Genomic DNA, 14,470 nt, shown 5'->3' with positions numbered 1-14,470 from the left:
ATAATACCATAAGCCTTTGTCTTTAACCCAACCAACTACTCCCTGATTAGAATTCTTTTTAGGTTTAGCTACATCAGTTTCAGTTTTACCTGTTCCTTCTTTAGGTTTAGCTACATCAGTTTCAGTTTTACCTGTCCCTTCTTTAGGTTTAGCTACGTCAGTTTCAGTTTTATCTGTTCCCTTCTTTAGGTTTAGCTACGTCAGTTTCAGTTTTACCTGTTCCTTCTTTAGGTTTAGTTACGTCAGTTTCAGTTTTACCTGTTCCTTCTTTAGGTTTAGTTACGTCAGTTTCAGTTTTACCTGTTCCTTCTTTAGGTTTATCTACGTTAGTTTCTTGTTTTATATTATCTACTTTTTCAACGATGATATCATTACTAGTAGATAAATTTGATTTAAGAACATCTTTTATATGTTCTGATGTTACATAGAACTTAACAGTTTCAGGAATTGCAAATGTATCTTTTTTCACAGAAAACTCTGTACTTTTATTTTTAATATGAATTTCCTTTAATGAATCTAAGCTGCCACTTAGGAAGAAGGACGGCAATGAGTTGATATTATTACCAATTGTTAATCTTTTTAATTTTGGTAAACCGTTCATGACATGTTTACCAAAATTTTTAACATTATCTGGTAATATAAGTTCTTTTAATTCTAAATTACGATAAAATGCTAAACGTTCAATAGTTTCTAAACTATTTGGTAAGCTAATTTCTTCAAGTTTAATCGCATCTTCAAATGCAAAAGTACCGATTTTTTCTAAACCATCGTTCAATTCGAGTCTTTTCAAATAAGAATTTTTATCAAACGAATATGATGTAAGTTCTTTTGTCTCCTTAGGTGTTTTATAACTTTCGTCATTTTTTTTACTTGGATAACAAATTAATTTGGTTTTATCTTTTGAAAACAAAACACCATCAATTGAGGCAAACGATTCATTTCCTTCTTCAACATCAACATGTTTTAAGCTAGTAGTATTTTTAAATAGATTACTTCCTAATGTTTTAACCGATTTTGGTAATGTTAGTTTCTCTAAATTTGATAAATTAGCAAAAGCCTCATGTGATATTAATTCTAATTTTGAACTTGAGGAAAAGGTTAGCTTTTTCAATTTTTGACTAAAAGAAAATGCACTTGTCCCAATATATTCTAGAGATGCAGGCAATTCAATCTCTTCTAATTCAGAAAAATTAAAAGCTTTATCTTCAATTTTCTCCAGCTGACTGCCATTCTCAAAAATAATAGTTTTAGCTTTACTTCCATGGAAGCCGTTTTTTTGTATTTTTTTTATGCTTGATGGAATAGTAATAGAGCTAGGATAGTAGATAATTCTACCTGTTTCATCTGGATAATAACTAAAAGCTTCACTAGCTACTTCAGTAACGGTAAATACTTTATCACCTACTGTGATTTTTGTAGGAATCGTGAATGATTTTCCATCTTGACCAGCTTCAAACTGTACAGGAGTCACTCCATTACCCACTTGAACAGTTCCTATGTTGCCTTCTACAGTTAGAACCTTATATTTGATATTATTTTGTTTAATAATACTTCCAACTTTAGTTTCTTTGATCACTTCCGAACTAGGTGTATTTGCTAGAATTGGTTCATTAGGGACATATGCTGCTAATATAACCGCAGCTGTAGTTAATGATAATACTGTTCTTTTTTTCATATAAATTTCCTTACATATTTATTTTCTAATAGATATAAAACTATAACTTTGCTAGCCGTTGTTATAAAAAGTTTTATTCAAGCATTATCTAGTAGAATAGAGTAGTACATTTTATAAATTGTTATCTCTCCATAAACATAGTATATCATTTTTAAATTTTAAGTCAAGAAAAATTAACCAATGTTAATTTTATTTTTAATACACGTTAATTTTATTTTTAACATGGGCTAAAAATAAAATTAACTGAGTAAAAACTCTCGAAATTCAATTCGCTATATTATCACTCAACTTGAACAAATACCAGAACCACAAAAACAGATATAATTGATGCAATAGCAACTCTATTAAACAACATAAGAGACTGGGACAAAAAGATTTTGATTTCAGTAATTCTTTATTATAAATTTTTAAAATCGATAGATTAGACAAAAAAGCGAACGAAACAGAAAATCTTCACTCATATTCCCAACCATATACGGGAATTATATGTGCGATAGAAATGAAAGAGCAACTCTTAAAAAGCGTCTATCTGCTTTAGGACTACCAGACTATAGTTTTCACTTATTCCGCCACACACACGCTTCTATGATGTTAAATGCAGGTATCGCTATTACCTCAATAAATAATCCATCTAATTTCATTTCGTCTTTACCAAATTTGACGAGATTGACGACCTCTTCATAACGTCCTACCGCATTATTGACATCTTATAAGTTCGTTCTAGCTTTTGATAAGGCTTTGTCAATCTTTGGATTGACACTTTCATTTTGTGTCACAAACTCCATGCCGTAAGACGTTGCCACTCTTCAACTTCACGTTGAATTTTTACTTCTTTACTCTGTTTCGTTGCCATTACCAAAGCCTTTTAAAATGTTCTTTAAATTGGCTCTTTTAATTGCCCAGTGAGTCCTACTTAATTCCCAATCTTCTATTTTTAATTCTGATTGATGAAGTTCGATCAGATTTAAATCAATTTCACATTCTTTCTGAAAATCAAATTTTATATATCCAGCTCTTTTATCTATATCTACTAATTTTCCAAAAAATCCAGTTTTTATCTCTTGGTTCGCCTCACTATATTCTGGAAGGAATAAAGCTGGCAAACTCATTATTTCATCAATATCTTCTAAAGTGAATTGATTGAACTTTTGACTAATTGCTGAATTTGTGTATTGAAAAACCCTATCATTGTTTAAACTAAACGAGTTCTCTTCATACTTCTCATTGTAAATTATAAATAGGTTATAATATTCATTGGAAGAGAGTATCTGCCGTATAGGTGTAACATTAACGATATGATTTACACTGTTTGCTTGCTCAATATTATAAATTCTGTCCGCATTTTGTTGTAGTGGTTGTTGGGGAAATTCTGAGGGCAAATTATCCTGCCTTTTTAGTGAGTTTGTCAATGTATTCTCCTTAATTTAAATTTTCTACATGTTCTATGTTATAAATTTTGTTAGCATACTGAGTTATGATTTTTGGATTATTCAATACTTGTTGTTTCATAGATTCTTCACCTTCAGTATTAAATTTTTTCTCTTCTTCGTTCTCAGTATCTGATTCTTCAACATGCTCTTGTTCCACTATTCCAGCAGTTTGTTCATTCAACTCTTCCACACTTGGGTTATAACGAGTTATTTCTAAATTAGGCAAAGACTTTCCCAGTTCTGAGTTTCTGAATTTCCATGGCGTATTTTCTCCATTTTGAGAATACCATTCCTCAAATGTTTCTTTACCGAGTGTATTATCAATTTTATTTACAAATATATATCTCATCACATCTAACAAGAATGGCTCAATTTCTACTGTTGTAATACTTAATAATTCTGACTTAGATACAGTATTATTAACAGAAATCTTAAATCGTTCCGAAATATCAATTGTTTCATCATTACAGATTGTTTCTATAATAGCAGAAGCAAACCATTCCAATTTTTGCTCTGAAAACTTATTACTTATAAAAGCAGACATACTCTCAAGTGTGTCTTTTTTATTTTGCTTAACTGAGGTTTCAAAAGAATCAATAAAAGTTTGGTCGTCAAAGATCAAATATGATGTAGCAGATATCACACATTTTTTATATTCAGATACATTCTTTTTAAATGATGTCCCTTTAACTTTTAAAAGGGATTCCCCTGTAAAGTTCTCGATGAACGATAACATCATATCATCTTCATTTAAACCATCACTTTTATCAGTTACAACACCACGTACTCTTGTACTACGTACTCTTCTTCTAGTATTTCTAGCTTCAAGAATAAGCCCAAAGAGTATCCCTCCTGTTAGGCGTGGAACGTTAGATGACATTTTTTAACTCCTCTTACTTTATTTGATAACTTTATCTACTTTATCTACATTTACAAGTAACTCCATCTACTTCATAATAAAGTTTGAAGATAAGGCAAATGTATATTTGATTCTATTATATCAAATTTCACAAGCGTTTTCTTCAGAATAATAATATTAGTCCTAATTGATGGCCATCAAATGGACGGATTGAAACGAATATGAAAACTCAGACGATAACGGTCGAGTTCTGCATATATCTGTTTATCCGTTTATTTGGTGTGCCCTTTTCACATCTATCGGTATTCAGTATGGCTCATTGAAGTTTCTTTCCGTCCTAAGGACAGAAAGGAACCAACATGAATAATATATATGAAGAAATTTCTAAAAAGAAATTAAATGAAAAACTCGTTAAATCTCTAACTCCAGAAGAGCAATCTTTCTGGCTTGAATGGCTAAATGAGAGTGATAGACATGAAAATAGTTATGCTCGCCAATGTCGTCGTAAAGAAATAAGTCTAAACTCCAAAATAAACAATGGAAGAACAAATAACGAAACAACTCCACTTGACTTGTTTATAGATGATTCCCCTAATCCTCTTGACTTTCTCATTCAGACAGAAGATGAAGAATTTACCTTAGCTCAATTGCCAAGATTAAAAAAGGTTCTATCTGAATTAGATGAACTTGACAGAGACATTATCTTACTTTGCCATTCATTTGAAGAATATGAATATACGTATAGGGGGGAAACCTATATAAACTACAAGAAACTTTCTTTCAGAGAAATGGGTAGAAGATTAAATGAGGACTATCGTAAAATCCAACGTAAGATACCGAAAATAATGTCTTATATAAAAGAAAGACTCACAGAATAATTGAACAAAAAAATTAGGCCTTTTTTGCTCAAAAATGGTTCAACTACCCTTAATTTTGTCCATTAATTAGGAGGTAGTTTTAAAAGTCCAGCTCATGACCTCAAACCGAGCTTGTCTCTTCTTAGTTTTTAAGCTTCATATAGAAAGGTATATCCATATGAAAATCAAACCACAACACCGAAAAGGCGGTTACTCAAACCATATCGCTCAACAATACGTTGACCTCAACGCTCCTATCTACTTACTGAGTGACGAACTCGAACCCCAACAAAAGTACGAAAACAACAAACCAACAGGGGAAATTGTCGCTTATAAGGCTTGGTTCGGACAAAAAGGACTTCCGCCTTTTCAAGTGAAATTTACAGAAGCACCTGAACTGCCAGACTACCTATCTCTGGTTTCATTTGAAGGTCTAATGGCATGCGAAGTTAACTACAATGTCTACTTCAAAGCTGACGGATTGAAAGAGGTGAACTAATGGTTTCAACTCTCACACAAAGAGAGTTGGAACAATACCTGTTACAGAGCCTAAATATGGGTTTGGGCTCTGTATTACAGGGTGAAACATCCTACACCAACTCTTTTAACATTCTTGTCCGAGAAGACGGCTTTATCTTTGTCCCTCGTCTACCATGTGGCTTTATCATTGATGATGACTTGTATCAGAAGATTTTTCTAATCGCAAACGCCTCCCTCTATCCTCAATATACGCTATTGAAACAAAACTCTGCTTACTTTATCGCCTTAAAGTCAGAGGATATTCATGTTCAGCGTGGCTTATTCTTTCCATGGAAAAAAGGAGTTTCGGAGCGCTTGGTCATTCCAGACCTTGAGATATTTACCTCGTCTCTAAAGGGTAATAATATTCCTATCATGAAAAATCTAGCCATTAACTATGATAAGGTAACTTCTTTGGCTATTGCTGGTAATTCCGGTAGTGGGAAAAGTTACGCTTTGACTTATCTACTTAGTGTCCTGAAAAACATTTCTGACCTAATTATTATTGACCCTAAGTTTGATACACCATCACGCTGGGCAAGAGAACACCAAACTCCCGTTATTCACCCCCATGAAAACCGCTCTAAATCTGATTTTGTTTCAGAAATTAATGAAAACCTGAGCAAGTGTATGACCATCATTCATAAAAGGCAAGCCATCTTGTTTGAAAATCCACGTCATGAATTTAAACATCTAACCATTGTTATTGATGAAGTACTAGCCTTGTCAGAAGGAGTCAACAGAACCATCAAAGATTCTTTCTTCTCTTTATTGTCTCAAATCGCACTACTGGGACGAGCTACACGTGTTCATTTACTTCTAGTCAGTCAACGCTTTGACCATACAACTATCCCCGTATCCGTTCGGGAACAATTGAATGTTCTGATACAGATTGGAAACATTAATAAAAAGACCACACAGTTTTTGTTTCCCGACCTCGACCCTGAGGGCATCGTTATTCCGATAGGCAAAGGAACAGGACTTATACAGATTATTGATAACGAACATCCTTATCAAGTTTTCCCCCTCCTCTGTCCCACCTATTACACCAAGAAAGGAATTTTATAGACTATGAGAAAAACGAATTTTCAAAAAACCATTCATCCAGCAACTACCTTTTTTATAATGGGAATCCTATCTATGTTTATTTCAATCTTATTGAGGCTTGGAATGAATCCCTTGGAAAACAGTATCTATTTCACATCTCTGTTTGATTTCCTGCGCTTGCTTCACTTTATCAGCTCATCTATTTCTTTATTGTCCCTTCTCTTATTACTTGGATTAGTTGGCTATGAAATTAAGATACGCCACAGAGAAGATAAAATATCAAACCTCTTTAAGTCCATTACACAGACCTTTTCTCTTCGTCTATTTCTGATTCAAAGAGAGTACTCAGAAACTGTAAGCACAAGCGAGCAAGGAAACACAAAGAGATACAACCCTATCAACAAACAGTTCAATAAAGCGATTCAGAAAGTGCTTGTAGATATACGAGAGGAAAGCACAACATTGATTATTCCTGTCCCCAAATCGCAACAAGCCATTAGAATTCTAAAAGATTTGGAAACAATCATCAGTGAAGAAATTTCTAGTCGCAATCCTGACTATTATTTTTCAAGACCTGAAAGAAAGGGCATGGACTTCTACTTTATCGGAACAAGACGTAAATAATAGGACGGGCGCTATGGCGCACGAAGTAAGCGCCACCTAGCGCCCGTCTGCTTGGTATATGGACTAACGGGTTACTACGACCCCGTTAGTCCAATAATCAATAATCACAGAAATATCAAAAAAGCGTCTTCCACCTTCCGAAAGAACCCTTCTAAATCTCCTTATAGATAGAAATACAATTTGAAAGCGAGGTATGTTGTATATGTCAAAAGAACAACGTTCCAACAAGTGGGCTTTTCTTTTCTACAGAGAGAGCGCCCCAGAAAACTATTTAGAAATCCTTGAAGACCTTCATATTCCCTTTATCTTATCCCCTTGGCACGATAAAGACGTTAATAGAAGAACAGGGGAACTTAAAAAAGCTCATAAGCATGGCGCCTTTTTCTTCGATTCACTCAAAAGTTATTCTCAAGTATCTGAACTCATCAAGGATAAATTAAAGGGACCTGCTCATGTAGAACCTATTATGTCTCCAAAAGGGATGTATGACTACTTTGTCCATGCGGAGAATCCTGAGAAAAGTCCGTACGATATCAAAGATATAGAAATTGGATGCGGATTTGAATTGGATAAATTCCTCATAAACCATAACAACGATGATTTTCTATCAACTATTATTGACGTGATAGACAAGAATAATTTCACTGAATTTAATCATCTGGTTAGGTATGCGAGAGAAGAAAATCCGACCTTATTAAGACTTATCGTAGATAAAACTTACTTTTTTGCCAAGTATTTAGATTCACGAAGGTATAGTACAGATAAAAGCAAAATAACTTCATCAAAAGCTCCCTTGACGAATACTCCTAATAAAACTAGAGACATCATATCAGACTCTACTTTAATAGAAGTATAACGGAGGAAAAGCTATGCAAGTAATCTTACCAGATGAACAAATTCATCAAATTCAACTTTTACTCTCTAATCTTATAAAGAAAGAAATCAGAGAGCAATTAGACAAGAGCGGTATCGATAGTCCCTATTTGAACAAACAACAAGCTTGTAACTATTTAGGTATATCAAATAATACACTGGATTCTTGGATTGTAAAAGGCTTACCCAAAATCAAAATCGGTAAAACGATTCGATTCCATAAAGACGCTATCGATCAATGGCTAAACTTACATAACTAGAAATATCAAGATTTTTGTTTTATAATAGTCATGATATTTTCTGGTTCGATACACAAGGAGAATATCATGACTATCACTAAAACACAAAATGGTACTTATCGTTTAAAAATCTACATTCCAATAGATGCACGAATGCCACTTGGCATCGTCAACAACAACTATTACGATAAACGATTCAAAACAAGAAAGGAGGCAAGACAAGCAGAAATAGACTTGCTTACCAAGTTAAATCAAATTGAAGATAATGAATTTACTGGATTAGGTAAAGGAGAAATCCTTTTCTCAGACTTCTATCATAATATTTGGTGGGATTCCTACAAATCAGGACAAACAACATCTACTGTTAAACCACCAAGTAAGTCAACTATCTCTAATACTAAAACTTGTTTCGAAAGACATATATTGCCACTTCTTGGAAATTATACAATACAGTTTCTAAATCAAAACAAGCAGGTTATTTTAAACCTTATGACAGCAAAAGCTAACGAATATGCGAACTTTAAATCTTTACGTAGCTATGTGATTTCTATTTTTGATTGGGCAGAAGAACTTGAATATATAGAAGCTAATAAAGTTGCCAAAATATTAAGAAGAATAAAAGCCACTAAAAAGATTCAACTTGATGAGTCCAAGAGAGAGGAAGATTTATATCTGACACACGAGCAACTACAAGACTGGTTCTTAGCCTTTCAAAAAGATTTAGAGGACGAAAAGATTTCACTCAAAGATTATGTCCTATTCTATCTCACATTCTTTTTAGGGGATAGAAAGTCTGAATCCTATGCGCTACAATGGAAACATATTGACTTTGATAAATCGCAAATTCAATTACTCCAAGCATTAGATAGATATGGAGAAGTAAAATCAACAAAAAGCAACAAGAAAACTGTCTTTTCTGTTTCAGGTGACTTACTCCAATTGCTCAAAAATTGGAAAGAACAACAAAGATATGAATTAGCAAAGTTCGGCATCATCAGTAATCCAGAACAATTTGTTTTTACATATATCGACACAAAAGGAAACATCAACAAGCCTTTACATGCTGACTATCTGAACAATAAAATGAAAAGTATTAGAAAGCGACATAAAGAACTAGCACACGCTACACCACATAAACTGCGACATACAGGAGCAACGCTGGCTAAACAAGCAGGAATGAGCTTAGAAGCTATTTCTGAAGCACTAACACACAGCGATACAGGTACAACTCAAATTTATGTCAATACTTCTAACGTTGTTCCTATGACCGTTGGTGAATTTGCTTTAAAGTCTCTAAAACAATAAGGTAAAAATAAGGTGAACTTTGAGGTGAATTTTTTAAAAAAAGACGAAAAAAACACCCATAAGGTAAACTTTTGGGTGCTTTGAAACGTTGATATAATCGTATTGATTAACGTTTTGAGAATTGTGATGCTTTACGAGCTTTCTTAAGACCTGGTTTCTTACGTTCAACTTTACGTGAGTCACGTGTAAGAAGTCCTGCGCGTTTCAATGAATCGCGGAAGTCTGGGTCTACTTGAAGAAGGGCACGAGCGATACCGTGACGGATAGCTCCTGATTGACCAGCGTATCCACCACCTACAACGTTAACGAAAACGTCGTATGAACCTGCAGTTGAAGTAACTGCGAATGGTTGGTTGATTACAAGACGAAGGTCAGCGTGTGGGATGTACTCTTCAACATCTTTTTTGTTAACAGTGATTTTACCAGTTCCTGGAACAAGGCGAACGCGTGCAACAGCGTTTTTACGACGTCCAGTACCTGCATATTGTGCTTGTGACATACTTTATTGTTCCTTTCCTTAGATAAGTCCTGAAATGTCAAGAACTTCTGGTTGTTGTGCAGCGTGAGTGTGCTCAGCTCCAACAAATACTTTCAACTTCATACCTTGAGCGCGTCCAAGAGTATTGTGTGGAAGCATACCTTTAACTGATTTCTCGATCAAACGTACTGCATTTTTAGAACGAAGTTCACCTGCAGAGATTTGTTTCAATCCACCTGGGTGGTTTGAGTGAGTGTAGTAGATTTTATCAGTTGCTTTTTTACCAGTCAATTTAACTTTTTCAGCATTGATAACAATCACAAAGTCACCTGTATCAGTGTGTGGTGTAAATGTTGGTTTGTTTTTTCCGCGAAGTACGCTAGCAACTACTGCAGAAAGACGTCCAAGTGGTACATCAGTTGCGTCAACTACGTACCATTTACGTTCAACTTGGCCTGGTTTAGCCATAAATGTTGTTTTGTTCATGATTTCTCCTATATATAGTTCGATTTTTGTTTACGGTGATGGGTGTTCCTTCCCATCGAAAAGTATTTGGAAGGTTCCGGGGCCTTTCAAATGGGGTAAACAATACCGCCTACTATAATACCAAATTTCACCCCTAAAAGTCAATAGATATGAAAAATATTTTTCTAAATTCCACTCTTTTTATCTCTAAAAAACCTCGCTTTCGCGAGGCTCTTCTATTTATAAGATAAGGCACGTCTAAAGGTTTTCCAGATTCCTAAATCATCTGTTTGCAGAACGAGACTAGCATACATGCGTCCGATAAATCCTGTTGCTAGCACCGCAAAAATCACTGTAATAGCAAGTGAAATCCATGCTTCTACTCCCCCTGCATAGCCATTAATGGTTCTAAATGGCATAAAAAAGGTCGAAATAAAGGGAATATAAGAACCAATCTTCAAGATGAGATTGTCACCAGCTGCACCTAGAGCTGTCACTCCAAAAAAACCACCCATAATCAAAATCATCAAAGGCGACAAGGCTTTTCCTGCGTCCTCCGGACGAGAAACCATAGAACCTAGAAAGGCTGCCAAGACTACATACATAAAGAGACTGACCAAAATAAAGAACAAGGTATTCAGTGAGAAAGCATCTCCCAAGTGATCCAAAATACCAGACTGAGCCAAGAATGGCAAATCTTTAAAGAGCAAAATGGCTGCCAGACCACCTACAACATAAATCCCGATATGCGTTAAAATCACTAGAAATAGAGCCATCATCCGCGCATAGAAATAGTGACTAGCCCTTATGCTAGAAAAGACGACTTCCATAATTTTGGTGCCTTTCTCACTGGCAACTTCCTGAGCCGTCACACCCGCATAGGTAATCAGGATCATATAAAGAAAGAATCCTAAGGCGCCTGCTGCCATTGTTTGAATAAACTTTTTATTTTCCTTGGCTTCATCAATCTTTTCTGTGAATTGAATTGTCTGCGCTAAGCGTTTTTCCTGCTCTTGAGACAAGGAAGCAGTTGAACGATTAAGCTGATTTTGTAGTTCATTGAGTGTACCTGTAACTGCAAATTTAATTCCATTTTCAAGCGACGTTTCGCCATGATAAACTGCCTTTAAAACACTATCTTCTTGATCAATAGTCAGATACCCTTTTAATTTTTCATCTTTAATCGCTTCTTTGGCACTTGCTTCGTCTTTATAGTCAAAGTTAACACCATTTACATTCTTCAGTCCTTCTGCTACAGATGGCACTGTTGTCACTACTGCCACTTTATCATTTTTAGCCATTGAAGAACCTTGGAGATAGGCAATGCCTACAGAGATTCCTAAAAAGAGGAACGGCGAAATCACCATAAAGAAGAAACTCCACGATTTGACATGTCGAAGATAGGTTTCCTTGATTACAACCCACATATTTCTCATACTTCCACCCCTGATTCTAATTTAAAGATCTCATCGATTGTTGGCGCTTGCTGGTCAAAGGTTGCGATATATTGCCCTTGAGTCAAGATTGGGAAGAGTTCTCTTCCAGCGCTCTCATCCTCCAAGATCAATTTCCAACTACCTTGTTTGGTCAAGCTCACCTGTTTAACATGAGGAAGTTTTTCCAATTCTTCCTTGCTTCGTTCACTTGAAACAAAGAGACGCGTTTTCCCATATTGATTTCGGACATCCTGAACTGGTCCATGCAAGACCACACGGCCATCTCGGATCATGAGAATATCGTCACAAAGCTCCTCGACGTTGGTCATGACATGGTCAGAAAAGATGATGGTTGCCCCACGTTCTTTTTCTTGAAAAATGACTTGCTTGAGCAATTCTGTATTGACCGGGTCCAATCCACTGAAAGGCTCATCCAAGATAATCAAGTCTGGTTCATGAATCAGAGTAATAATGAGCTGAATCTTCTGCTGATTTCCTTTTGACAGACTCTTAATTTTATCTGTCAGCTTCCCTTTCACTTCCAACCTCTTCATCCATTGAGGGAGTTTTTCCTTGACCTCCTTGGCATCCATACCTTTTAGAGTCGACAAGTAACGAACTTGCTCAAGGACTGTCAATTTAGGCATGAGACTACGCTCTTCAGGCAGATAGCCAATCCGAGCATAGGTCTCCTGACGAATATCCTGACTATCCAGACTGATTTCTCCTTGGTATTCTAAAAACTTCAAAATACTGTGGAAAATCGTTGTCTTCCCAGCACCGTTTTTCCCGACTAATCCCAAAATACGACCTGGTCGCGCTTGAAAGTCAATACCAAACAAAACTTGCTTGGATCCAAAACTTTTCTCTAGACTTCTTACTTCTAGCATCTTTCACCTCCGAAATTTCTTTCACTCATTATACTTCTTTTTGATAGCCTTTACAATGATTTCTGTCCATTTTTAGAAGACTAATGCTATGTAAAATATGGCATGGAGCGTTTTTAGTGATAAATCCATTATACAGTAGTAAAGTTAATTTATCCACTCTGCTCCTCAACTGTCAGTTTTTGATCCTGAATTGTTATTTGAGTAAGTTCTTTTTCCAAATAGCTTTTCCCTAAAAATCATTACATCATATGTTCTCATTTGTCAAAAATAAAAATCTTATCTATTTACTTTGACATAAAACATCATCAAATAGCAACTATTATCAATTAAAACATTACTTAACAACTATCGTCCTCTATATGACTACCATCTTTGAAGAATTACCTATCTATATATGAATAGTTATTCCTAAACCTAAAAATTTTGAAATCAAGTTGACCTAAACCACTCAATACCTCATGAAATTTAGGATTTAGATTCACTGATCAATTTACCTGTATCAAAAATCTCCTAGCAGACTTTCCTGCTAGGAGATTTTCTTATGAGAGATACTTGTTTAAGCTCTGAAAATCAGATTCATTATCTAATAATCAAACAATCTACCAATTAAGCTTCTTCGTCTTCTTTACGACGACGGCCTGCAAGACCGAGACCAAGTAAGGCACTTGCAGCAGCTGCTACCATAGCTACAGTAGAATCTGCTGTACCTGTATTTGGCAACTCTTTAGCTACTTTACGTGCATTTACTTGTGCTGATGCTGTTTGACCAACATTAGCTGCTGCTTGAGTAGTAGCTGGAGCTACAGCTGGTTTTTGAGCAGCTTGGTCATTACCTGGAGTTGCATGATCAGTTGATGGAGCAACTTTCTCCATGAAGTCTTCGATACGTTTAACCATTGCATCCACTTCTGCTTGAGTTGCGGCTGCATTGGCAAATACTTTCTTAGCATCTGCTGATAATTCATTCGCTTCTTTTGCAGTATCTGCATCAAACTTAAATTCATCTAATTGATGGATAGCAGCTTCTAACTTAGCTTTATTTACTTTCGCTTCAGTGTTAGTAGCTCCGTTATTTGCTCCATTTCCTTCATTTCCATGATTTTGTGGAGCAACAACTTCAACAGGTACGTTGATTTCTTCTACACTGCCATCTGATAACTTAAGTGTTACTTTAGCTACTAGTCTACCTAAAGCTGATGTTGTAGGTTTTTCAACTTTAATAACCTCTACATCCTTCGGTAAGTTTACTTTAGATAGTACTTCTTGATCTGTTAAAGTTTCTCCTTGTTTAACAGAGACGAATCCATTGACTAATAGAGATGATAAGTCAAATGCTTCCACTTCATTAATTGCTGCATCATCTTTGTAAATGTCATTACGAAGAATTCTATCTACTTCTGCTTGAGTTGTAGCTGCATCGATTGCTTTCTTGGCATCGTCCGCTGCTTGCTTAGCTGCGGCTTTGGATGCTGATTTTTCTGATTCTGAAAGTTTATCGTTGGCGTCGATTGCCGCTTCTTTGTCTGCTAATGCTGCATCTACTGCGGCTTTGGCATTATCTTTTCCAACTTCCGCAACTGATGAGATAGAGTCCGTACCTTTCGTTACGTTTGCATCTACTTCTGCTTGAGTTGTAGCTGAGTCAATAGCTTTCTTCGCATCTTCAGCTGCTTTCTTAGCTGCTGCTTTGGCTGCTGATTTTTCTGCTTCTGAAAGTTTAGCGTTGGCGTCGATTGCCGCTTCTTTGTCTGCCAATGCTGCATCTACTGCGGC

The 14,470-nt window shown here is 35.6% G+C and carries 16 protein-coding genes; 8 read left to right on the top strand and 8 right to left on the bottom strand.

Translation table 11 applies throughout. The features are described from left to right. Positions 1-169: 169 nt before the first annotated feature. Positions 170-1,675 carry a leucine-rich repeat domain-containing protein gene (locus tag SMSK564_RS11360; protein WP_004237074.1) on the bottom strand — a complete coding sequence of 502 codons (1,506 nt, stop codon included), beginning with the start codon at positions 1,673-1,675 and terminating at the stop codon, positions 170-172. A gap of 420 nt (positions 1,676-2,095) precedes the next feature. Between SMSK564_RS11360 and SMSK564_RS13800 the strand changes: the two genes are divergently transcribed. Further along, positions 2,096-2,359 carry a tyrosine-type recombinase/integrase gene (locus tag SMSK564_RS13800; protein ID WP_371642489.1) on the top strand — a complete coding sequence of 88 codons (264 nt, stop codon included), beginning with the start codon at positions 2,096-2,098 and terminating at the stop codon, positions 2,357-2,359. Between the two features lie 149 nt (positions 2,360-2,508). Here SMSK564_RS13800 and SMSK564_RS11355 read toward each other — a convergent pair whose 3' ends face one another. Further along, entirely contained in the window at positions 2,509-3,084 is a 576-nt protein-coding gene (locus SMSK564_RS11355; protein WP_000185168.1) for a hypothetical protein, read from the bottom strand. Between the two features lie 10 nt (positions 3,085-3,094). Next, positions 3,095-3,985, bottom strand: a complete 891-nt coding sequence (locus SMSK564_RS11350; protein ID WP_000097855.1) for a hypothetical protein — start codon at positions 3,983-3,985, stop codon at positions 3,095-3,097. A gap of 338 nt (positions 3,986-4,323) precedes the next feature. On the opposite strand from SMSK564_RS11350, the gene SMSK564_RS11345 reads away from it, so the two are divergent. From SMSK564_RS11345 to SMSK564_RS13370, 7 genes are all read left to right on the top strand, one after another. Next, positions 4,324-4,842 carry a hypothetical protein gene (locus SMSK564_RS11345; protein WP_001060107.1) on the top strand — a complete coding sequence of 173 codons (519 nt, stop codon included), beginning with the start codon at positions 4,324-4,326 and terminating at the stop codon, positions 4,840-4,842. 163 nt (positions 4,843-5,005) lie between these two features. Then, entirely contained in the window at positions 5,006-5,320 is a 315-nt protein-coding gene (locus SMSK564_RS11340) for a hypothetical protein (protein WP_025170852.1), read from the top strand. Next, positions 5,320-6,408, top strand: coding sequence for a type IV secretion system DNA-binding domain-containing protein (locus tag SMSK564_RS0103100; protein ID WP_000255253.1), 1,089 nt, complete (start codon positions 5,320-5,322; stop codon positions 6,406-6,408). The genes SMSK564_RS11340 and SMSK564_RS0103100 overlap by 1 nt, the downstream gene beginning before the upstream one ends. A 3-nt stretch (positions 6,409-6,411) precedes the next feature. Beyond that, positions 6,412-7,011: a hypothetical protein gene (locus SMSK564_RS11335; protein ID WP_001232745.1), complete on the top strand. Its 600-nt coding sequence runs from the start codon at positions 6,412-6,414 to the stop codon at positions 7,009-7,011. Positions 7,012-7,213: 202 nt separating this feature from the next. Then, positions 7,214-7,867, top strand: a complete 654-nt coding sequence (locus tag SMSK564_RS11330) for a replication protein (protein ID WP_000032482.1) — start codon at positions 7,214-7,216, stop codon at positions 7,865-7,867. A gap of 13 nt (positions 7,868-7,880) precedes the next feature. Beyond that, the gene (locus SMSK564_RS11325) at positions 7,881-8,144 is read left to right on the top strand and encodes a helix-turn-helix domain-containing protein (RefSeq protein ID WP_001196067.1); all 264 of its coding nucleotides are present in this window, start codon (positions 7,881-7,883) and stop codon (positions 8,142-8,144) included. A 66-nt stretch (positions 8,145-8,210) separates the two neighbouring features. Then, the gene (locus tag SMSK564_RS13370) at positions 8,211-9,428 is read left to right on the top strand and encodes a site-specific integrase (protein ID WP_000156559.1); all 1,218 of its coding nucleotides are present in this window, start codon (positions 8,211-8,213) and stop codon (positions 9,426-9,428) included. Positions 9,429-9,534: 106 nt separating this feature from the next. On the opposite strand, the gene rpsI is transcribed toward SMSK564_RS13370, so the two are convergent. From rpsI to SMSK564_RS13795, 5 genes are all read right to left on the bottom strand, one after another. Further along, the gene (gene rpsI / locus SMSK564_RS11315) at positions 9,535-9,927 is read right to left on the bottom strand and encodes a 30S ribosomal protein S9 (RefSeq protein ID WP_000075964.1); all 393 of its coding nucleotides are present in this window, start codon (positions 9,925-9,927) and stop codon (positions 9,535-9,537) included. 18 nt (positions 9,928-9,945) lie between these two features. Beyond that, positions 9,946-10,392: a 50S ribosomal protein L13 gene (gene rplM / locus SMSK564_RS11310; RefSeq protein ID WP_001044624.1), complete on the bottom strand. Its 447-nt coding sequence runs from the start codon at positions 10,390-10,392 to the stop codon at positions 9,946-9,948. Between the two features lie 215 nt (positions 10,393-10,607). Continuing rightward, positions 10,608-11,807: an ABC transporter permease gene (locus SMSK564_RS11305; protein WP_025170930.1), complete on the bottom strand. Its 1,200-nt coding sequence runs from the start codon at positions 11,805-11,807 to the stop codon at positions 10,608-10,610. Then, positions 11,804-12,697, bottom strand: a complete 894-nt coding sequence (locus SMSK564_RS11300) for an ABC transporter ATP-binding protein (RefSeq protein ID WP_000895306.1) — start codon at positions 12,695-12,697, stop codon at positions 11,804-11,806. Before SMSK564_RS11300 ends, SMSK564_RS11305 begins: the two co-directional genes overlap by 4 nt. Before the next feature lie 606 nt (positions 12,698-13,303). Beyond that, on the bottom strand, positions 13,304-14,470 hold a 1,167-nt coding region (locus SMSK564_RS13795), incomplete at its 5' end, for a DUF1542 domain-containing protein (protein ID WP_000000725.1).

It is taken from the genome of Streptococcus mitis SK564 (assembly GCF_000148525.1).
Taxonomy (GTDB): domain Bacteria; phylum Bacillota; class Bacilli; order Lactobacillales; family Streptococcaceae; genus Streptococcus; species Streptococcus mitis_H.
Note: the sequence above shows the minus strand (reverse complement) of the source record. Positions and strands in the feature narration are given on the sequence as shown.